Origin of the sequence: Leclercia adecarboxylata, assembly GCF_023639785.1 — a bacterium.
GTDB classification, from domain to species: Bacteria; Pseudomonadota; Gammaproteobacteria; order Enterobacterales; family Enterobacteriaceae; genus Enterobacter; species Enterobacter adecarboxylatus_D.
This window is the reverse complement of record NZ_CP098325.1, coordinates 3,599,167-3,618,070: the sequence shown is the minus strand read 5'-3', so window position 1 is coordinate 3,618,070 and position 18,904 is coordinate 3,599,167. Positions and strand designations below refer to the sequence as shown.

Here is an 18,904-nt window from a genome sequence, read left to right as displayed (position 1 = left end):
GTGGATATCAGGAAATACCCACGAGAAACTTAAGTGAAATTTATGGCTATTTTTGAATGCGGTCGACGCGAACGACCGGAGGGGACGATTTTTTGTCCAGACTGCCGTTAATGCTGATCATATTATCGGGCTGGACCTTGCGGCCATCAAATACCGCCTGAGGAATAATCGTATCAATGGTGCCGGTTTTATCGCGGAATTTAAATTTATCACCGCCGGCGCCGTCAATAAGATTACCGCGCAGGGAAATCGTTGCCCCATCGTGCATCTCTTTTGCCTGCTCTACGGTCATGGTGCGGGCATCCTCGGTGCCGCGATAACCGTCATCCAGCGCATGGGGTGGTGGTGGGGCAGTATCTTTTTTCAGTCCACCATTATCATCGGCATACGCAGCCGGAATTATAAGGCAACACAATAAGGGTGCGACGGATAATTTCATACGGCCTCCTTGGTTTAGTCAGCTTGACAGATTAAGCCTGGTTGCTATTTTTTATTTTGCAAACAGGAACAGTCTTAATCAAATTTATCGATAAAAATCATCTGGCTGCATAATTTTAATTAACGAGACGGTGAGGTGATATATGGCAAAAGCAAAAGATAATTCCCCCGCTTTGCCCGGCGTGAAACCAAGTCCAGCCGCCCTGAAGTTTGAATACGACACCCACCGCTTCGGTTTTGTTCTGTTATTACTCATTATTGCCGCTGCGTTGCTGGGGCTTTTTTCCGGCGGGTACTTTAGCGAAGCGACAAAAACAACGGCTGCACATAATCTGCAGGTGGAATATCAGCGTTTTGGCCGATTACAGACCCCCGTCGAGTTAAAAATCACCGTGCCGGGCGCGGATCCCGCCCCGCTGGCGCTGCGGATCGGCGGCGACTATATGGCGCGTATTCAGACCGATAATATCTGGCCGCAGCCTGACAACATGTACAGTGAGGGCGGGGAAATGGTGCTGGTTTATCAGGCGCCGCGCAGGGATTTTACCGTCTGGCTCTACACGACCCCGCATCGCCCCGGTAAAACGGACACCACCGTCACGGTCAATAATCAACCGGGTCTCTCGTTCTGGCAATTTATCTATCCCTAAGGCAATAGTATGGAAATGATACTCAGGGCGGTGGCGATTTATCTGATTTTGCTGGTGGTATTTAAAATCGCCGGGCGTCGGGCGCTGCTGCAAATGACCAGCTTCGATCTCATTCTGCTGTTAATTATCAGTGAAGCCACACAGCAGGCGCTGCTGGGGGATGATTTTTCCGTCACCGGCGCCATGCTCACCATTATTACGCTGGTGGTGGTGGATATGCTTTTTGGCATGCTGAAAAAATATATTTCCGGCGCGGAGTCGATGCTCGATGGCTCCCCGGTTTTCCTTGTCGTACACGGCGAATTACAAAACGAAAAATTAAAAAAGGTGGATGTTTCCTGCGACGATATTCTGGTCTCTGCCCGTCAGAATCATGGCATAACAGAACTGAAAAAAATTAAATACGCCATACTTGAACGTAATGGCCATATTTCGATTATTCCTGAAGAGAATGCATCATGAAAGACAATATCTGGAACCAGGCTAAAACCACCAGGGAGCTTACCCGCCAGGTTGCCACCGTTCTGATCGACCTGGGCTGGTTGCTGACCACGGCGGAATCCTGCACCGGCGGCAATCTGGCCTCGGCGCTGTGCGCCGAAGAGGATACCGCCTCGTTTTTTGGTACCGGGGTGGTCACCTTTAACAACGAAGCCAAGCACAAGGTGCTGGGCGTCAGCAATGCCACCCTCGAAAAACACACCGCCGTCAGCAGCCAGACCGTGGGCGAGATGGCCGAAGGGGCGCTGAAGCTTGCCGACGCGGATATCAGTATCGCCATCAGCGGTTATGCGGGGCCGGACGGCGGTGAAGATGGCACTCCGGCAGGCACCGTCTGGTTTGGCTGGTGTTTTCACGGCGAAGTCACCACCGCCGTGCAGCACTTCACCGGCGAGTGCGAAGACGTGATTGAGAAAGCGGTTCGCTATGCGCTTTCGGAACTGTTGCGGCAGGTCCCGCACTGGAAAAAGCAACTGCATTAAGGAGAGCACGATGAGCGTAGTGGTGATCACAGGCGCGACGGCAGGCGTAGGCAAGGCCACGGCGCTGCGTTTTGCCCAGGCGGGTTATGACGTGGGGATTATTGCCCGCGATGACCACAGCCTGGAGGTGGCGCGGGGCGAAATTGAACACTACGGCGTAAAGTGCCACACGGTGAACGCCGATGTGGCTGATGCCCCGGCCATTATGGCGGCGGCAAACGCGTTCGAGCAGCACCTTGGGGCGATCGACGTGTGGATCAACAACGCCATGTGCGGGGTGCTGGCGCCGTTTCGCACCATGGATGACGAGGAGTTTCGTCGGGTCACGGACGTTACCTATCTCGGTTACGTTAACGGCACCCGGGCGGCACTGGCCGTGATGACCCCGCGCGATGCCGGGCAGATTATTCAGGTCGGCTCCGCGCTGGCCTATCGCTCCATCCCGCTCCAGTCGGCCTACTGTGGTGCCAAAGCGGCGATCCGCGGCTTCACCGACGCCGTGCGCACCGAGCTCATCCACGAGAGAATCAACGTTCATCTGTCGATGGTGCAGATGCCGGGGCTTAACACGCCGCAGTTTAACTGGGCGCGGAATAAGTTTGCCTTCGCCATGCGCCCGGTCGCGCCGGTCTACGAACCGGAGGTCGCCGCCGAGGCGATATTCAACGTCACCCGACGTCCGGTGCGGGAGCTGTGGGTGGGATGCAGCACCATGCAGGCCATTATCGGCCAGTTTCTTTTCCCCGGCCTGCTCGACCGCCTGATGGTCAAAAAGGCGTGGGAAGGGCAGATGACCAGCGAGCTGAATCCCCCCGAGCGGCAGGACGATCTCTCCGCCCCGGTCAGCGGTATGCACCAGGTCCACGGGCGGTTCTCCAGCGAGGCCAGAACCCGGGCCACGGCCATCACCTCCGGCGTACCGGGGAAGGTGCTGCTGGGCTCCGCCGCGCTGGCGGGGCTGCTGCTGGTGGGGAAATTGATCGCCAGGCGGAAATAGCATATAGGCCGGATGTGGCCTGATGCCCTCACATCGGTCTTATCCCCAGGGCTGAAAAATCCCCGGTAACTTTCTTGCCTTTAACGCAATGAAATTACTACATGATTATAAAGGGCTTACAGCGGCTCCCTGGTCCGGCTGACAGATAAGTGCAGAACGTAAGGTGAACGGAACCACCACCTCTGTCGCATGTTCCCCCTCACCCCAGCCCTCTCCCTCAAGAGAGAGGGTGCAAACACTAAAAACGGCAACCTGAGTTGCCGTTTTGCATTTACCTCCGCCACCCGGCACTGCCGCTGCGCTTAATGATACCCCTCGGTATCCGTCACCTTCCCACGAAACACGTAGTAGCTCCAGGCGGTGTAGACCAGGATCAACGGGATGATCAGCAGCGTTCCCACCAGCATAAACAGCTGGCTGGACGGCGGTGCGGCGGCGTCCCAGATGGTGATGCGCGGCGGAATAATATTCGGCCACAGGCTGATGCCCAGCCCGCTAAAGCCGAGGAAGATCAGCCCGAGGGTCAGAATAAAGGGTCGGGTGTGGCTGTGCGGGTTGCGGGTCAGCCGCCAGATCCACAGCCCGAAAATCCCCACCAGCAGCGGCACCGGCAGGAAGTAGAAGAAGTTCGGCAACGTGAACCAGCGGTCGGCCACAAACTGCCAGCCGAGCGGCGTCCAGACGCTCACCACCGCCACCACGCCCAGCAGCACCAGAAGCACGCGGCGGGTCAGATCGCGCATATGGTTCTGCAACGCACCTTCGCTTTTCATGATGAGCCAGGTGGTGCCCAGCAGGGTATAGGCCACCATCAGCCCCAGGCCGCAGAAGAGATTAAACGGCGTCAGCCAGTCCAGCGACGAACCGGCGAAGCGACGGCCTTCGACATCAAAGCCGTTGATCATCGCCCCCACCACAATGCCCTGGCTGAAGGTCGCCAGCAGCGAACCGCCAGCGAAGGAGTAATCCCAGAAGGCGCGGTGCGACGGCGTGGCCTTAAACCGAAACTCAAACGCCACGCCGCGGAAGATCAGGCCGATCAGCATGGCGGTGAGGGGGATCGTCAGAGCGTCGATGATCACCGCATAGGCCAGCGGGAAGGCGCCAAACAGCCCTGCGCCCCCCAGCACCAGCCAGGTTTCATTGCCGTCCCATACCGGGGCGACGCTGTTGACCATCACGTCGCGCGCCTGGGGGTCACGCTCAAAGTAAAAGAGCATGCCGATACCCAAATCGAAGCCATCCATGATGATGTACATCAGGGTGGCGAAAACGATGATGGCAAACCAGATGACTGAGATATCGACGCCCATTACAGTTTCTCCTCTTCCGGTACCGGCTCTGCCGCCGAGAGCGGACGTGCAGGTCTGCCGTCGGTCTTCACTGAAAGGTTGTCGACAGGCTGCGGCCCCTTTTTAATCAACCGCACCAGATAGACGAGCCCCACGCCGAACACCGAGCAGTAGACAACGATAAACGCCAGCAGGCTGATGCTCATTTGTAACGTGCTGTGCAGGGACACCGCGTCAATGGTGCGCAGATAGCCATACACCACCCACGGCTGGCGGCCCACTTCGGTCGTGATCCAGCCCGCCAGGATCGCCACCACGCCAGCGGGCCCCATGCTGAGGGCGAACCAGTGGAACGGGCGGGAGTGGTAAAGCCGGCGACGGCGGCGCAGCCACAGGCTGGTGACCCCCATCAGGATCATCAGCATTCCCAGCCCCACCATCACGCGGAACGACCAGAAGACAATCAGCGAGTTGGGCCGCTCGTCTTTCGGGAAATCCTTCAGCGCCGGAACCTGCTTATCCAGACTGTGGGTGAGGATCAGGCTGCCAAGCGCCGGGATCTCCAGCCCGTATTTGGTACGCTCCTCCTCCATATCCGGCACGCCAAACAGCAGCAGCGGCGTGGCCTCGCCGGGCGGATTTTCCCAGTGGCCTTCGATAGCGGCAATTTTTGCCGGCTGGTGTTCGAGGGTGTTCAGGCCATGCATATCCCCGACAAAGGCCTGAATGGGCGCGACCAGCAGGGCCATCCACAGCGCCATCGAGAACATCTTGCGCACCGCCGGGGTGTCGTTACCCCGCAGCAGATGCCATGCCCCGGAGGCACCCACAAACAGGGCGCTGCTCAGGAAGGCGGCGATGGACATGTGGATCAGGCGATAGGGGAAGGAGGGATTAAAGATGATGGCGAACCAGTCCTCGGGGATCACCTGACCGTTCTCAATGCTGAAGCCCTGCGGCGTATGCATCCAGCTGTTAGAGGCGAGGATCCAGAAGGTGGACATCAGGGTGCCGAGCGCCACCATGCAGGTGGCAAAAAAGTGCAGGCCGGGCCCGACCTTATTCCAGCCAAAGAGCATCACGCCAAGGAAACCCGCTTCGAGGAAGAAAGCGGTCAGCACTTCATAGGTGAGCAGCGGGCCGGTAATGCTCCCGGCAAACTGGGAGAAGCCGCTCCAGTTGGTACCGAACTGGTAGGCCATTACCAGCCCGGAGACCACGCCCATCCCGAAGTTAACGGCAAAGATTTTTAACCAGAAGTGATACAGCGAGCGCCAGACGTCGTTTTTCGTCCTCAGCCACATCCCCTCCAGCACCACCAGATAACTGGCAAGACCGATGGTTAACGCCGGAAAGATAATATGAAATGAGACAGTAAAGGCAAACTGAAGCCTGGCGAGATGGAACGCATCGAGTTCGAACATCGTACTCTACCCCTGTCAGCGAAATGCCCCGCACGAAACGGGGCATTGTGATACAGCATTTTCTTCGGCGCAGGGTTACGGTTTTTTCTTTCCGGCACCCAGCTCAGCGCCAGTGAGTGGATCGGCTTTAGGATCCGACTCGGTGCGTTTCGCCATCGCTTTGAGCAGAGCGGTCTGCTCTTTCGAAAGCTTAACCTGAGCGTTACCGTCTCCACCGTCAACGGCGGGTTGCGGATCGGCAACGTACTCAAAGTTTTCATCGCTGTTCCAGCTACCGCGAAGATCGTCACCTGCAGACATATTGTAGTAGGTGGTTGCATATTGTTCGATTGGCGGCAGTTTCCCCGGCGGGAAATTATTGCGAATCGACTGCAATGCTTTCTCAAACGAGAGCTGGTGCGCGGCCTCACGGGTCATCAGGAACGCAAGGGCATCTTTTACCCCGACATCGTCAGTGACGTTGATCAGGCGTTCATAGATGATTTTGGCGCGCGCTTCCGCCGCAATATTCGAGCGTAGATCGGCGGTGGCTTCCCCAATGGTGTCGACGTAAGCGGCGGTCCAGGGCACGCCAGCGGAGTTGGTCAGCGAAGGCCCGCCCCCGTACAGCAGAGAGGTAATGTGGCTGTCGTTACCGTTGGCCGTCAGCGAGCGGTAGAGTTCCGCTTCGCTTTCCGTTCCCTCGGCCAGCTCACCTTTGGCGCCTTTATTCAGCATGCCGACCAGCGTACCGATGATCTCAAGGTGGCTGAGCTCTTCGGTAGCGATATCCATCAGCATCTCTCTGCGGCCCGGATCGTCATCGCCCAGCCCCTGCGTGAAGTAGCGGCAGGCTGCAGCCAGCTCGCCCTGAGGACCGCCAAACTGTTCAAGCAAAAGGTTCGCCAGGCCGGGATTAGGCTCGGCGACGCGGACGGTGTACTGCAGCTGCTTTACATGTCGAAACATAGGCTCACTCCTGAGTTATTTTTTCGCTTCCACGCCGTCTGCATCTGAACGCAGCAGGAACTGCTCAGTGGTGTCAGGGATATGCTGGATCAGCCAGTCGGCCATGCGCTGCTCTTCCGCGAGAATGGATTCAATCGCAGGTATCGACGCCACGTCCCCGGCTTTTTTCGCCGCGGCCAGCAGGGAGGTATAGCAGGCAATTTCGAACTGCTCGAAAACGTAGCCGCTAATAGAGCCCTTCACAATTTCATCTGACGTCATCATGCCGCCCATAGACTGACCGAACGCCATCATTTTGCTCATGGAGTCTTTAATAACCGAGCGGGAAATATCGTTACGATCAAGAATCTCTTCCAGCAGGGTAATCTGGTGTTTGGTTTCAGAAATATGCTGCTCGATGCGGGCACGGACATCAGGATAATTATCGATGCGGCTCGCCATTGATTCGAGCATAGATTCAGCTTGCTTTTCCATGGCGTGAGCATCGCGTAGCCAGTCGTGGTAGTGTTCTACGTGATTCATATTTTCTTCCTCGGGTTCGGTTAATACAGGCTTACTTTTCTGCTTTCTGGTTAATATTACCGACGGCCAGATCGGTGAGTTTAAAATCGGTGGATTTCTCTTCTTCCAGCGTCTCGGCTAATAATTTTACTGCTTGGGTATAGCCTAATTGCTCCGCCAGGGTGGCGAGGGTGCCGTAGCTGGCAATCTCATAGTGCTCGACCTTTTGCGCCGCGGCGATCAGGGCCGCATCGCGAACTTCATTTTTTTCTGTGCTTTCAATGACTTCATTGGCTTCTTCGATTAAGCCTTCCATCGCCACACACTTCATTCTTTTCAGTTTGATATTGGGCGTTTTCTCTACAACCTGATCGATACGTTCAATCTGGCCGTGCGTCTCTTCCAGGTGCGCTTTAAACGCAGCGCTTAATTCAGGGCTGGAGGCTTCGCGGGACAATTTAGCCAGCGCGCGGGTAAGCTGTTTTTCTGCACTATAGGTATCGGATAGTAAATGAATAAATACATCCTCAACACTTTTCATATTCATATATTATCTCCAGTGACGTCGAAATTCTGCGAGCCCGCGGACTCGCAGATTTTCGGTTAAAGTGAAGAACAGGCTTTAATATTGAGATGAATTAAGAATTGTCAGACTTGCGTCCGCCGCCATGGCTATGCTGACCACCCTTTTTACCTGCTTCGGATGCACGCTGCGGATCGTTTTTGAAATTACCGCCGCTCTGCTGTCCACCTTTTTTCCCTGCTTCAGAAGCCTTTTCACGATCCTGAGAGAAATTACCTGAACCACCACGTTGATCTGCCATATTATGTTTCCTCGTGTACATTGTTTATGTCAGTTGAGATACGTTTTTATTCGTATCCGTTGTCGTTCAGGATTAAATTTAGACCCTGTTTGCGAGGAGTCAAACTGACTTTCTGAAATAAATATCTTGTCACTTTTAACCCTGGGTAAAAATAACGCTTCGCTTGTTTCACAGATATTCGGCGACAAGATTATGTAAACAAACGACCTTCCGGCAGTTCTGCTTTTTCGCTGTTTTTATGTTTCGCTGAAACGGGCGAGTCCAGGCGTGGCGGGGCTCTTTACGAAAATTTACATTTTGGCTGAGAGCCTATAGTGCAGATAAACTTAATGTACGTGGGATTAATCTCAATTGGTTTTATATATTATTTGCGCGTATTTATTTGGGTGAAAAATAATCATGCGAAGCGGCTGTGTATATTATGTATGGATTACAGTTACTCACAGAAAGGGCTACTTCAAACGGGGTAAACAGGGAAGACGATCCGATGATTCTGTATTATCCCGATAAAGCGGAATGGGAACAGGCCTGCGGAAGAATGCGTGACGCCGGGTTCACCCAGTCAGCGTCGTTTAACCCGTACTGGGACGTAAACGGATGCACCTTCGTCGATCATGACGGATATCAGAACGGACTCGCATTGTGGATGCAAACCGGCTCCCCGCTCACCGGATGCGCAAACCGCAGCTCGCTGGCGTGCAGCATCAGGCGCGGCGTGTGCTCTGTGCCGGGCATCAGCAAGCCGCCGTACAGGTCGCAGCCTAAAATCGGGTGGCCCAGCTGCTGGCAGTGAATACGCAGCTGGTGGGTGCGCCCGGTCTCAGGCGTCAGTTCCACCCGCGTTACCGGCACGCCTCCCTGATGATAAAAGCGTTCAGTCACCCGATAACGGGAGCGGGCGGGCTTGCCGTGAAGGGGGCAAACCGACATCCGCGGGAACAGCGCCGGATCTTTGGCAATCGGCGCGTCTATCAACCCCTCATCTTCAGACAGATGCCCGCAGAGCAGGGCAGTGTAGATTTTCGTCACGCTGCGCTGGCTGAACTGCTGGCAGAGGGCGGCATTGATCGCCTTGTTGCGGGCAATCACCATCACGCCGGAAGTGCCAAAATCGAGGCGATGCACCAGGGTACAGCCGGGGAAGCGCTGCACCAGCCGGTGATGCACGGAATCGAGATTTTGCGGGTTTTTGCCCGACAGGCTGAGCAGCCCGCTGGGCTTATTGATCAGCACCAGGTGCTCGTCCTGCCAGAGCGTCTCTATCGCTTCATGGCAGGGCGGGGCAATAAAATTATCGATAATGACTGACATCAGGCTGACCGCAAAAACAAAGGGGGAAGCGGATGATAACCCATTACGTATGCGATTTAATCTGTGACGTGTTATCAAGCCGTCTGATGGCAGGCACCAGGCTGGCGGCCAGGGTGGCAAGAACCACCGCACAGGCCGCAACCAGCAGCACCTTGCTGGTGCCGTACTGGTGCGCCAGCGGCCCGGCGATCAGCTCTCCGAAGGGGATCGCCACAAAGGAACCCACCGCATCGTAGGCATACACGCGTGCCAGCTTATCCTGCGGAATGTGCGTTTGCAGGGAGTGGGCCCAGGCGACGCCAAAGAGGCCAAAGGTTACCCCGGCGATAAAGAATGCGGCAATCAGCCAGGGCGTGGATGGGAGCTGGCTCAGCATGAAGATGGGCAGGGCGCAGAATGACACCAGCATCACGCCGATGAAGAGATCCCGGCGCGGACGCCAGCGCAGGGCAAGCGACGATCCGACCATCAGGCCAATGCTCTGCGCCGCAACAATGATCCCCCAGTGCGCGCGGCCAAAAGAGGTATCCGCAATCACCGGCCCGAGCACCATCATCACCCCGCTAAAGGCGGCGTTAATAATGGTGAACTGCACGACGATCGACCACACCCACGCCCGGCTGATGAACTCTTTCCATCCCTCTTTGAGATCCTGGAGCATGTTGCTTTGAGGGGCGTCAGCCTCGACGGCGGTGACGCGAATCAGCAGGTAGAGCGGTGCTGCGGCGGCGAACCCCAGCGCATCAATGGCGAGCCCCCAGCCCGGCCCGACGGAGCCGATCAGCACCCCGCCCAGCGACGCGCCGATCACCGTCCCGCTGTAAACACCGAGCTGAATAAAGGCGTTGGCTTCCCGCAGGCTCTTGCCGGGCACCGTCTGGGGCACCAGGGCAGAGGAGGCCGGTAGGGTGATACCGGCGGCGGCGCCGTTCACCGCGCCAAGCAGGGCCAGGCTGAGCACCGAGGCGGAACCGTCCAGTACCGACCAGGCCACAATAGCCTGCGAGAGGGCAGCCACCAACGAAGATGAAACCAGCACCCGGCTGCGGGAATAGCGGTCCGCTAAGACGCCGCCCAGCAGCAGGAACAGGACATTAAAGAGAGAGCGGGCCGCCACGACGATCCCCAGATCGGAAGCTGAGCCGCCAATATCCAGCACTGCGAACGCCAGCGCGATGGGGGCAATACCGTTGCCGAGTACGGTGAGAAAACGCGCCGCAAAAAGATGGCGAAAGGCGGAAAAGTGAAAAGCACGAACGCGTTTATTATCGGTTTTCATTGGGTTAATGGTTTCGGGATGAGGGGAAGTACTATAAATGACCTCAGGGGCAAAAACACCTGCCTGTATCTCCCCTCATCGCCATCAGCTTAACTCCGCGTTTTCGCTGGCCTCTTCTCTTGAGCTTTGTCTGTGCTGCTGGAGTAGATAAACCACAGCGCAATCCCCAGACAGACCACGGCCCCCAGGCGGCTCATCGAGAAGGGGATAGACGCATTGCCCAGCCAGCCAAAATTGTCGATCAGCATGCTCATGGTCAGCTGGCCGAAAATCACCGCCACCGTGGCGACCGCAGTGCCGATCCGCTGCACGGCCAGCACCATAATCACGATATAGGGCACGCCAAGCAGGGCGCCAAGGAGCTGCCATTTCGGCACGTCCATCAGCGTGACGGCATGTTGAGGTTCAAAGAAGACAATCAGCAGGGCGGTGATGAGCGCACCGACGGAAAAGGTCAGGAATGCGCTTTTGAACACGCCCACCTTGCTGCCCAGCTGGCCGTTAATGGCAGCCTGAATGCTCAGCGTGGCACCGCCGATGACTGCCAGAATAATCATGATAAATGTCATACTGTTACCCCTGTGCAACCAGAACCAGCGCGGCAATGATAAATATCAGCGCGATGATACGTCTGGCGTCAATTTTTCGGTGTGGCGTGCCCAGCAGGCCATAGTGATCGATGATCAGGCTCTTAAACACCTGGCCTGCGAGGATGCCAATCATCGTCATGGCGATGCCAATCGCCGGTGTCACCACGGTGAGGATCACCACGTAGACCGGGCCGAGGACGCCGCCCAGCAGCTGCCATGCAGGCTGGGAGAAAAACGACGGGCTGTTGCGGGGGCTGAAAAACAGCATCAGCAGAAACGTCAGGGCGGCCCCGACGCCGAATATGCTGAACGTTGCCCACAGATCGCCCACTTCACTGCCCAGTGGCCCCAATAAGCCAGCCTCGACGGAGAGGCCCATCCCGCCGGCAATAACCAGTAAAATCAATAAATGTTGCATAGTGACTCATCTCTTTTATCCAGGCGGAGAAGCGTACCCCTGAACATCCGTGAGAAAAATGCCATAATGCACTAAACACTTGTGCAGGAAATGCATCAATGCGCGATACCGCCAACATCAGCATGCGCTGGCTGCTTATCTTTAAAGATGTCTATGAGTCCCTCAATTTTTCAGTGGTGGCGCGCCGGGAAGGGATTGCCGCGTCCCAGGTGTCGCGGGTTATCCATCAGCTTGAGGATGCCCTTGGCCAGCAGCTTTTCTACCGCAACACGCGGGCGATCATCCCCACCGAAAGCGGGCATCTCTTTATCCGCTATGCCCGCCTGATGCTCGGTAATCTTGAGGAGGCGCGGCGGGAGCTGGACGAGCGCAAGCAGGCGCCGTCCGGTGTGCTGCGCATCAATGCCCCGGTCTTTTTCGGCCAGCGGCATATCGCCCCCGGGCTGGCGGGCCTGGCGGAGCGCTACCCCCGGCTCAGCATTGAGCTGACGCTGACGGACGACTATATCGATCCCCACCGGGATGCCGCCGACCTGATCTTTCGCATCGGTATGCTGACCGACTCCTCTTTCCACGCCCGGGTTTTCGGGCCGCAGTTTTATCACCTGGCCGCCGCGCCTGCTTACCTGCGCAAATACGGGGCGCCTGAGGTGCCGGACGACATTAACCGTCATAAATGCCTGGTCTATCGCGGTTCGTCCGGCCCAAACCGCTGGCTGCTGCGCGAGCCGGGCGGGGAGTGGGTTCACTATCCCGTGTCGCCGCAGCTGTCATCCAATAATGCGGAAACCCTGCTGACCTCGGCGCTGGGCGGGATGGGGATAGTGCTGTTCCCGGACTGGCTCATCGGCGACCGGTGCAGGAGCGGGGAGCTGGTAAAACTGCTGCCAGGCTGGGAGGCCGCTATCAACACGGAACCGCAGAACATCTCGGCGATCTACCCCAATGCGCGGCACCCGCCGTTGAACGTCAGGGCGGTTATTGATTACTACGTGAAATTTTTCGGCACGCCGCTGTACTGGCAATCTGAAGTGAATAAGTAAAGGCGCGCGGGCCTTTCTAATGAATTCCTCTTATTGCTCTAACTCACCCTGCTATTAAGACTGTAACTACGCTAATTATCTTTCAGGGTGATTCACATGTTTGTGTCATGGTGGTTAATCGTTCCGGTCCTGGCAGGCGTCGCCATCCTCTTCATAATGGTTACCCGACTCACCAACGAGGTTGATAAGCTTGAAACGGCGCTGGAAGAGAGCCGGGGACAGCTGAAGTCTGCCGGCCAGCAGGCAGAGGAGTACAAGCTGGCGAATCTGCGCATGACGGAAAATTTGCTGCAGGTGAAAGGCTACGCGCAAAACCTGGCGGGGCGCAGTGGCCCGGAACAGGAAAGGATGCTGTATGAAATGAACTGCGCCCTTAACCTGGCGACAAATCATATTGTTCATCACCCTGATTTTATCGACCATCCCTCAAAGGCAGGGGCATCCCGACCGCAGCAGTTGAGTGAAACCCTGCCGTTGATGTTTCGTTGATTTCCCTGGCCGGATGCGGTGTAGCCGCACCCGGCGCACGAAGCTGCCGATTAAATAATCTATTCGTCATTTTGTTATTTAAATTGAGTGTGAAGGCGCTTATTTTTATATTCACGCAATTAATTCTTTATCTTAAATTCATTGAGTGAATAAGTTTATCTCGAGAATATCTGATTCTGCTTAGCTAAATCATATTTTAATAAAAGGCGTGGGTTTATTATTTATAGTTACCTCATCATTTATTAAAGGATGTTCGACTATGGCAGGGGAAACCGAATCGATACAAAAAAAGACCACCTCAAACCGATATTTTTTACATGTACGCCATAACAAAAAAATTATTCCTGATGTTTATTTATTTACTCGAACAGAAGGGTTAAGCGAGCCTTCGCTGGACAGAAACTATTGTTACAAAATGGAGCTAATGGAATGAAGGAGACGAAGACCAGACCCTACGCCCCGAGGGTGGTTTCTGAGGGCGATATTCCGGTACATAAAAGTCTGGGCGAAGTGGCCCAGACTCGAAATGTCGGAGTGCCGCGCCCGATGCCGGGTATTGTGATTCTGGTTCACGGGGTAAACGACGTGGGGGAAGCCTACCAGAATCAGGAGAAGGGAATTCTCAAAGGACTGGGGAAACGGCTTAACCGGCAGGATTTTTATCCCCATGAATGGAAAGATTACCGAATCACCACGCCCGGCCGTTCGCCCATTATCCCGTTTTACTGGGGCTATAAACCGGTTACCTATGATGACTACCGGGCAGACCAGAAGCGCTACCGGGAAGAGGTCGGCAAGCTGAGTGACAAAGCGCATCTGCCCTATGATGCGTATCAGGAACATAACCCGGAGAATAAAAAGGCGCTGGGTAATGACGGAAAAGGCCCCTTTAAGTACCAGAACGATAACTTCAAAAATGTGCTCGATATGCACTTTGCCAAAAATGGCGGGACTTTCGCTAATGCCACCACCACTATCCCGGATATGTTAGGGCCGGGTGCCGGTGGATTCGGCGTGGCGGCTGCGGGCTTTGCTTCGTTGCACTTCAATGGAGGGGACTTCACGCATCCCATCTATGAAAACCCGCACCGCATATATCAGTTTTTTGCCGCTCAACGACTGGCGGATTTGATTATTCAGATCAGGGTAGAAGATATAACTAAGAATGATGTGATTAATGTGGTTGCCCATAGCCAGGGAACTATCATAACCATGCTGGCGAATATGCTGGTTAAACAAGCCGGATATGCTCCGGTAAATTGTGTCATTCTTAACCATTCCCCCTATTCACTGGAATCACGCGTGGCTGAAAATATTCAGCCCGGATACCAGCAGACCAACGCGGCCAGGCAGAACACCTTCAAAAACTTCTGCAGCCTGATGTATACGCAATGGAAAGGGGGCGGAAAAATGTCGGAGAGTGAAATACTGGCTCTGGAAGCCTCCTGCACCCTGCGTAAACCTTCCGATAACCCGCTGCGGACCGATGACCGTTATGGCCGGAGCAATGACGGCAAGGTGTACAACTACTTTTGCCCGAACGACGGTGTCGTGTCGCTGGAGAATGTGCAGGGGTTCGGCTGGCGGGGTATCCCTCAGAAAATAGCCGGTGATATTCCTAATCTGTATCAGCGCGTGTTTTATCAGCACGGGGAGGTGGGAAAAGCCCCGGATGCAAAACCTTTTTCGTTACCGCCGCGAAAGGAGGGAGATGCAGAGTACGCCTTCCTGACGAACAGCAGTTATGACTTTCGTGATGTGGTGATTAACGGCGAGGAATTACCGGAGCCGTTTATTTTTAAACTTCAGGGACAGGATAACCGTTCTGATAACGAACCTAAAACCAGTGACAAACCCTATACCTATTATATCGATCCGGAAAGTCCGGACGCTTATATCTCTTATTCAGCCAAAGCCAGCGCTATTAAGCGCACGGACTCTGCAATGTATATGCTTAACAGCTATCAGCGTATCAGCTGGAAACCGGGGCATGTTTTAACGCCTGATGAACTTAATATTGAAAGTACTGCCCGGAAACACACGGTCATTCAAGGGAAAATTATTGGTTCAAAAGAGTACCCGGTACTGTCAATTACCTGGCTGAAAACCCGTGAAGAGCTGGAAAAAGAGTGGCAGAAAACCGACCCGGTAGGGTACAGCCAGCACTCTTCCATTGTGATGAGCGAGTTTGCGCCGTCTCAGGCGATGGCCTTTGACCTGGCGATTGGACAGTGCAAATCGTTTGATTATAAGGCAGGGAAGTTCTGGGAGGAGCTGTTACATCTGGCGGACTGGCGAGATCCATTGAATAAGAATAGTGACGTGAAAGAGTACTACCGGAAAGGTAGGTTGCCAGAAATACTTACCAAATTTCACATGAATAAGCCAGACGAAGTGCTGCCTAAAGGCCAATACGGTGTGGAGAATGGTTACGCAGGTATCCGACCTAATGTTCGTAACTCTAAGTATGTCGATATGGGCGTTTTCAAGGCAGAAGACTTTCAGGAAAGAAAGTTATTGCAGTGGGAAATGCCAAAACCTAAAAGTGACAGCCAGTTGGCTTAAGGATTAAGCATGAAAGAATTATGTATTGTTTTCGCTGTAGCCACTATTTTACTGACTGCGAATAGTTTCGCGAAAGAGCCACCTACACAGATAGTTTATCGGTTTGATGACCACCGCTACCTTGAGTTAAAAGGTTGGGATTGCCAGGGAGAGTTATGGTATACCGATACAAAGCGGGGTATTCATTCACAGCCTTATTTTCAGTTTTACCGAATATTCACCCGCCAATTTATTCACCCTTCAGAACGTTATATTTCAATTCCAAATTGGGAGGTTGATGGCTTCCTGATTTCAAAAGATTACGGCGAAACCTGGAGAGCGGTTGGTTTCGCTCCCGGGCATAATGAACCTAATGGTGATGATTACGCTCCCGCTGAAGACGTATTATCATTTACCGTTGTCAACGATCAGGGTTTTTTGCAGACCAGACACCGGCTCTATATGTCTTCAAAGCCGTTTGATGATCCGCGCATTCTGCCGGGTGGTCCAGGTATCACTTACACTCTTGAAGATGGAACCGTTCAATCAATTAGCCCAGATTTTCCCGGTTGGAAATGGGGAATGGTGTACTTCACGAAGGGATGGCTTGAAGGAAAAGTTGTAAGCCATGAACAAAACTATCAGGGCCTGCCCGACAAAGTCCCCGAAGTGAAGAACTATGCGGGCTGGGATCGTATGCGCTGTGACATGGATGCGGGGCGATAAGTAATGAAAGGATTATTTACTGTTTTCGCAGTAGTCGCCGTTGTGCTGGCTGCTGATTGCCTGGGAAAAGAGCCACCAACACAGGTGGTTTATCGGTTTGATGACCATCGCTATCTGGAGCTTAAGGGCTGGGACTGTGAAGGGGAACTCTGGTATACGGATACCAAACGAGGTATTCACACCACACCTGCCAGTCAGTTCTATCGAATTTTTACGCGGAAATTTATCCATCCTTCTGAGAAATATATAGCAATTACCAACTGGCAAGTGGATGGCTTCCTTGTTTCGAAAGATTATGGTCAAACATGGAGGTCCGTCGGCTTTGCTCCCGGACATAATGAACCGAATGGTGATAACAGAGCGCCTGCTGAAGACGTGCTATCTTTTACCGTCGTCAACGATCAGGGTTTTCTGCAGACCAGACACCGGCTCTACATGTCATCAAAGCCGTTTGAAGATCCACGCGTTGTTGCTGGTGGTCCGGGTATCACATATACCCTTGAAGATGGAACCGTCCAGTCAATTAGCCCAGAATTTCCGGGTTGGAAATGGGGAATGGTGTACTTCACGAAGGGATGGCTCGAAGGAAAAGTTGTAAGCCATGAACAAAACTATCAGGGCCTGCCCGACAAAGTCCCCGAAGTGAAAAACTATACCGGCTGGGATCGTATGCGCTGTGACATGGATGCGGGGCGATAAGTGATGAAAGGAGTCTTGATCGTCGTCGCGGCGGATATCGCTGAAGTAATCCCCCGTTATCTGAACAATAAAGGTCACTCCATTACCGTGGCGCTATTGGCAGATTTGGAGACGGCACAGTCCACAGCAGGGATCTACAACACAGGCTCGTGGCTTAAGCCGGGTAAGGCGCAGCCGCCACCCGGCGGTGCTGTGAATTGCCCGGCGGCGCTGCGCTTGCCGGGCCTGCCAGGTCAAAGGCAGGGTTTGTAGGCCGGGTAAGGCGCAGCCGCCACCCGGCGGTGCCGTGGATTGCCCGGCGGCGCTACGCTTGCCGGGCCTGCCAGGTCAAAGGCAGGATTTGTAGGCCGGGTAAGGCGCAGCCACCACCCGGCGGTGCTGCGGATTGCCCGGCGGCGCTGCGCTTGCCGGGCCTACCGGGTCAAAGGCAAGGTCTTGTAGGCCGGGTAAGGCGCAGCCGCCACCCGGCGATACCACAGCGTTGCGGCCTGATGCCCTCACCCCGACCCTCTCCCACGGGGAGAGGGAGCAAATACTAAAAACGGCAACCTGGTTGCCGTTTTGCATTTACCTCCGCTACCGCTCCCTTAACGCCTCTTTCGCCCGGTTAAACGGCTTGATCATATAATCCATCACCGATTTCTCGCCGGTTTTGATATCCACCGTGGCAATCATCCCCGGCACAATGGAGAAGTGCCTGCCCGCCTTATTCACCAGGTAATCCTGACTGGTGCGGATAAACACCCGGTAGTAGAACACTTCCGGCTTGGCTTCATCCTGAATGGTGTCCGGGGAGATGGTTTCCACCACGCCGTCCAGCCCGCCATAGATGGCGTAGTCGTAGGCGGTGATCTTCACCAGCGCCTTCTGGCCGGGGTGGATAAAGGCGATATCCCGCGGCGACAGGCGGGTTTCAATCAGCAGGTGATCGTCCACCGGCACAATCTCCATCACCTCACCGTTCGGCGGGATGACGCCGCCGATGGTGGTCACCTTGATGTTCTTCACGATGCCGCGCACCGGGGAGGTCATCGTCAGACGGGTGACCGAGTCCTCACGGCCTTTCAGCACCGCCGAGAGCATATCCACTTCGGCGTTAGATTTGGAAAGCGCCTCCCGGGCCTGTACGTAATACTGCGAGCGCAGGTCGGTGAGCTTCAGCTCCAGATCGCTCTTCTGGCGCTGCAACCGCAGGGCCTCGACGTGGCTGGCGGCACCGGTTTTCACCAGCCGCTGGGTGATGGCCAGCTCGGCATTGACCAGCTCCAGCGCCTGGCGCAGCTCGCGCCGGGAGTCCTCAAGCTGCTCGCGACGGGAGTTGTAGAGCCGGGTTTCGGCGGCGATCAGATCGGGCCAATTCTTCAGCTCCGGCGGGAAGGTCAGGGGCAGGTCGTTCACCTCCGCATGCAGACGGGCGCTGGAGGCCAGCGACGCGCGATAGCGGGCGGCGCTCTCGCCCACGTTGGATTCAGAGCGGGTCGGATCGAGGCGCGCCAGCACCTGACCGGCCTGCACCTGGTCCCCTTCGTGGACCTTTAGCTCGGCGAGGATCCCGCCGTCGAGGGACTGCAAGACCTGCTCGCGGGAGCTGGGGATCACCTTTCCGGTGCCGGTGGAGACCTCATCCAGAATGCTGAACCACGCCCACACGCCGGCGACGACAAACAGCAGCAGGCTGAATAACACGATGCTTCTTGCCCCGGTATAGCCGCTCTCGGAACCGAGGGCGTTATCCAGGTCGTCCATTG

22 protein-coding genes and 1 pseudogene are annotated in these 18,904 nt (G+C 55.2%); 11 read left to right on the top strand and 12 right to left on the bottom strand.

The genetic code is table 11. From position 1 onward, the window contains the following. Positions 1-46 precede the first annotated feature (46 nt). Positions 47-439 (bottom strand): YdeI family stress tolerance OB fold protein, encoded by a 393-nt coding sequence (locus NB069_RS17065; RefSeq protein ID WP_250585461.1) that lies wholly within the window; start codon positions 437-439, stop codon positions 47-49. A gap of 142 nt (positions 440-581) precedes the next feature. Here NB069_RS17065 and NB069_RS17060 point away from each other — a divergent pair, with 142 nt between their 5' ends. Genes NB069_RS17060 through NB069_RS17045 form a run of 4 tightly spaced genes read left to right on the top strand, consistent with a single transcriptional unit; the run spans position 582 to position 3,068 of the window. Further along, a complete protein-coding gene (locus tag NB069_RS17060) occupies positions 582-1,088 on the top strand; it encodes a hypothetical protein (RefSeq protein WP_250585459.1) in 507 nt (168 codons plus the stop codon). 9 nt (positions 1,089-1,097) lie between these two features. After that, positions 1,098-1,550, top strand: coding sequence for a DUF421 domain-containing protein (locus NB069_RS17055; protein ID WP_250585457.1), 453 nt, complete (start codon positions 1,098-1,100; stop codon positions 1,548-1,550). Further along, entirely contained in the window at positions 1,547-2,071 is a 525-nt protein-coding gene (locus NB069_RS17050) for a 2-oxo-tetronate isomerase (RefSeq protein WP_250585455.1), read from the top strand. Before NB069_RS17055 ends, NB069_RS17050 begins: the two co-directional genes overlap by 4 nt. A gap of 10 nt (positions 2,072-2,081) precedes the next feature. Further along, a complete protein-coding gene (locus tag NB069_RS17045) occupies positions 2,082-3,068 on the top strand; it encodes an SDR family oxidoreductase (RefSeq protein WP_250585453.1) in 987 nt (328 codons plus the stop codon). Between the two features lie 302 nt (positions 3,069-3,370). Here NB069_RS17045 and cydB read toward each other — a convergent pair whose 3' ends face one another. The 6 genes from cydB to NB069_RS17015 form a co-directional block, all read right to left on the bottom strand. Continuing rightward, complete coding sequence (gene cydB, locus NB069_RS17040; protein WP_250585451.1) at positions 3,371-4,381, bottom strand: cytochrome d ubiquinol oxidase subunit II; 1,011 nt, start codon at positions 4,379-4,381, stop codon at positions 3,371-3,373. After that, entirely contained in the window at positions 4,381-5,784 is a 1,404-nt protein-coding gene (locus NB069_RS17035; RefSeq protein WP_250585449.1) for a cytochrome ubiquinol oxidase subunit I, read from the bottom strand. The genes cydB and NB069_RS17035 overlap by 1 nt, the downstream gene beginning before the upstream one ends. Before the next feature lie 75 nt (positions 5,785-5,859). Further along, a complete protein-coding gene (locus tag NB069_RS17030) occupies positions 5,860-6,732 on the bottom strand; it encodes a manganese catalase family protein (RefSeq protein ID WP_250585447.1) in 873 nt (290 codons plus the stop codon). Between the two features lie 15 nt (positions 6,733-6,747). Next, complete coding sequence (locus tag NB069_RS17025) at positions 6,748-7,254, bottom strand: ferritin-like domain-containing protein (RefSeq protein WP_250585445.1); 507 nt, start codon at positions 7,252-7,254, stop codon at positions 6,748-6,750. 31 nt (positions 7,255-7,285) lie between these two features. Next, the gene (locus NB069_RS17020; protein WP_250585443.1) at positions 7,286-7,780 is read right to left on the bottom strand and encodes a ferritin-like domain-containing protein; all 495 of its coding nucleotides are present in this window, start codon (positions 7,778-7,780) and stop codon (positions 7,286-7,288) included. A gap of 91 nt (positions 7,781-7,871) precedes the next feature. Continuing rightward, on the bottom strand, positions 7,872-8,057 hold the full coding sequence (locus tag NB069_RS17015) for a general stress protein (RefSeq protein WP_250585441.1): 186 nt from the start codon (positions 8,055-8,057) through the stop codon (positions 7,872-7,874). A 421-nt stretch (positions 8,058-8,478) separates the two neighbouring features. On the opposite strand from NB069_RS17015, the pseudogene NB069_RS22635 reads away from it, so the two are divergent. Then, positions 8,479-8,625 (top strand): annotated as a pseudogene (locus tag NB069_RS22635) (hypothetical protein); the annotation flags it as partial. 56 nt (positions 8,626-8,681) lie between these two features. Here the strand turns inward: NB069_RS22635 and NB069_RS17010 are convergent. The 4 genes from NB069_RS17010 to NB069_RS16995 all read right to left on the bottom strand — a co-directional run bounded on the left by NB069_RS17010 (position 8,682) and on the right by NB069_RS16995 (position 11,655). Next, positions 8,682-9,368 carry an RluA family pseudouridine synthase gene (locus NB069_RS17010; RefSeq protein WP_250585440.1) on the bottom strand — a complete coding sequence of 229 codons (687 nt, stop codon included), beginning with the start codon at positions 9,366-9,368 and terminating at the stop codon, positions 8,682-8,684. A 43-nt stretch (positions 9,369-9,411) separates the two neighbouring features. Then, entirely contained in the window at positions 9,412-10,647 is a 1,236-nt protein-coding gene (locus tag NB069_RS17005; RefSeq protein ID WP_250585437.1) for an MFS transporter, read from the bottom strand. 89 nt (positions 10,648-10,736) lie between these two features. After that, positions 10,737-11,216 carry a DMT family transporter gene (locus NB069_RS17000; protein WP_250585436.1) on the bottom strand — a complete coding sequence of 160 codons (480 nt, stop codon included), beginning with the start codon at positions 11,214-11,216 and terminating at the stop codon, positions 10,737-10,739. A 4-nt stretch (positions 11,217-11,220) separates the two neighbouring features. Then, positions 11,221-11,655 carry a DMT family transporter gene (locus NB069_RS16995; protein ID WP_250585434.1) on the bottom strand — a complete coding sequence of 145 codons (435 nt, stop codon included), beginning with the start codon at positions 11,653-11,655 and terminating at the stop codon, positions 11,221-11,223. A gap of 98 nt (positions 11,656-11,753) precedes the next feature. On the opposite strand from NB069_RS16995, the gene NB069_RS16990 reads away from it, so the two are divergent. The 6 genes from NB069_RS16990 (at position 11,754) to NB069_RS16965 (ending at position 17,408) form a co-directional block, all read left to right on the top strand. Beyond that, a complete protein-coding gene (locus tag NB069_RS16990) occupies positions 11,754-12,698 on the top strand; it encodes a LysR family transcriptional regulator (protein ID WP_250585432.1) in 945 nt (314 codons plus the stop codon). Between the two features lie 96 nt (positions 12,699-12,794). After that, positions 12,795-13,187, top strand: coding sequence for a hypothetical protein (locus NB069_RS16985; protein ID WP_250585430.1), 393 nt, complete (start codon positions 12,795-12,797; stop codon positions 13,185-13,187). A 429-nt stretch (positions 13,188-13,616) separates the two neighbouring features. Continuing rightward, positions 13,617-15,752 carry a T6SS effector phospholipase Tle3 domain-containing protein gene (locus tag NB069_RS16980; RefSeq protein WP_250585428.1) on the top strand — a complete coding sequence of 712 codons (2,136 nt, stop codon included), beginning with the start codon at positions 13,617-13,619 and terminating at the stop codon, positions 15,750-15,752. A 9-nt stretch (positions 15,753-15,761) separates the two neighbouring features. After that, a complete protein-coding gene (locus tag NB069_RS16975) occupies positions 15,762-16,457 on the top strand; it encodes a T6SS immunity protein Tli3 family protein (RefSeq protein ID WP_250585426.1) in 696 nt (231 codons plus the stop codon). A gap of 3 nt (positions 16,458-16,460) precedes the next feature. Beyond that, positions 16,461-17,156 (top strand): T6SS immunity protein Tli3 family protein, encoded by a 696-nt coding sequence (locus NB069_RS16970; protein ID WP_250585424.1) that lies wholly within the window; start codon positions 16,461-16,463, stop codon positions 17,154-17,156. Between the two features lie 15 nt (positions 17,157-17,171). Further along, positions 17,172-17,408 (top strand): hypothetical protein, encoded by a 237-nt coding sequence (locus NB069_RS16965; protein ID WP_250585422.1) that lies wholly within the window; start codon positions 17,172-17,174, stop codon positions 17,406-17,408. A 324-nt stretch (positions 17,409-17,732) separates the two neighbouring features. Here the strand turns inward: NB069_RS16965 and NB069_RS16960 are convergent, their stop codons facing one another. Further along, entirely contained in the window at positions 17,733-18,902 is a 1,170-nt protein-coding gene (locus NB069_RS16960; RefSeq protein WP_250589539.1) for an HlyD family efflux transporter periplasmic adaptor subunit, read from the bottom strand. Positions 18,903-18,904: the final 2 nt, after the last annotated feature.

Bases quoted from the DNA above. Each gene is read 5' to 3' on its own strand.
- NB069_RS17065 (WP_250585461.1), bottom strand. From the start codon at position 439: ATGAAATTATCCGTCGCACCCTTATTGTGTTGCCTTATAATTCCGGCT.
- NB069_RS17060 (WP_250585459.1), top strand. From the start codon at position 582: ATGGCAAAAGCAAAAGATAATTCCCCCGCTTTGCCCGGCGTGAAACCA.
- NB069_RS17055 (WP_250585457.1), top strand. From the start codon at position 1,098: ATGGAAATGATACTCAGGGCGGTGGCGATTTATCTGATTTTGCTGGTG.
- NB069_RS17050 (WP_250585455.1), top strand. From the start codon at position 1,547: ATGAAAGACAATATCTGGAACCAGGCTAAAACCACCAGGGAGCTTACC.
- NB069_RS17045 (WP_250585453.1), top strand. From the start codon at position 2,082: ATGAGCGTAGTGGTGATCACAGGCGCGACGGCAGGCGTAGGCAAGGCC.
- cydB (WP_250585451.1), bottom strand. From the start codon at position 4,381: ATGGGCGTCGATATCTCAGTCATCTGGTTTGCCATCATCGTTTTCGCC.
- NB069_RS17035 (WP_250585449.1), bottom strand. From the start codon at position 5,784: ATGTTCGAACTCGATGCGTTCCATCTCGCCAGGCTTCAGTTTGCCTTT.
- NB069_RS17030 (WP_250585447.1), bottom strand. From the start codon at position 6,732: ATGTTTCGACATGTAAAGCAGCTGCAGTACACCGTCCGCGTCGCCGAG.
- NB069_RS17025 (WP_250585445.1), bottom strand. From the start codon at position 7,254: ATGAATCACGTAGAACACTACCACGACTGGCTACGCGATGCTCACGCC.
- NB069_RS17020 (WP_250585443.1), bottom strand. From the start codon at position 7,780: ATGAATATGAAAAGTGTTGAGGATGTATTTATTCATTTACTATCCGAT.
- NB069_RS17015 (WP_250585441.1), bottom strand. From the start codon at position 8,057: ATGGCAGATCAACGTGGTGGTTCAGGTAATTTCTCTCAGGATCGTGAA.
- NB069_RS17010 (WP_250585440.1), bottom strand. From the start codon at position 9,368: ATGTCAGTCATTATCGATAATTTTATTGCCCCGCCCTGCCATGAAGCG.
- NB069_RS17005 (WP_250585437.1), bottom strand. From the start codon at position 10,647: ATGAAAACCGATAATAAACGCGTTCGTGCTTTTCACTTTTCCGCCTTT.
- NB069_RS17000 (WP_250585436.1), bottom strand. From the start codon at position 11,216: ATGACATTTATCATGATTATTCTGGCAGTCATCGGCGGTGCCACGCTG.
- NB069_RS16995 (WP_250585434.1), bottom strand. From the start codon at position 11,655: ATGCAACATTTATTGATTTTACTGGTTATTGCCGGCGGGATGGGCCTC.
- NB069_RS16990 (WP_250585432.1), top strand. From the start codon at position 11,754: ATGCGCGATACCGCCAACATCAGCATGCGCTGGCTGCTTATCTTTAAA.
- NB069_RS16985 (WP_250585430.1), top strand. From the start codon at position 12,795: ATGTTTGTGTCATGGTGGTTAATCGTTCCGGTCCTGGCAGGCGTCGCC.
- NB069_RS16980 (WP_250585428.1), top strand. From the start codon at position 13,617: ATGAAGGAGACGAAGACCAGACCCTACGCCCCGAGGGTGGTTTCTGAG.
- NB069_RS16975 (WP_250585426.1), top strand. From the start codon at position 15,762: ATGAAAGAATTATGTATTGTTTTCGCTGTAGCCACTATTTTACTGACT.
- NB069_RS16970 (WP_250585424.1), top strand. From the start codon at position 16,461: ATGAAAGGATTATTTACTGTTTTCGCAGTAGTCGCCGTTGTGCTGGCT.
- NB069_RS16960 (WP_250589539.1), bottom strand. From the start codon at position 18,902: ATGGACGACCTGGATAACGCCCTCGGTTCCGAGAGCGGCTATACCGGG.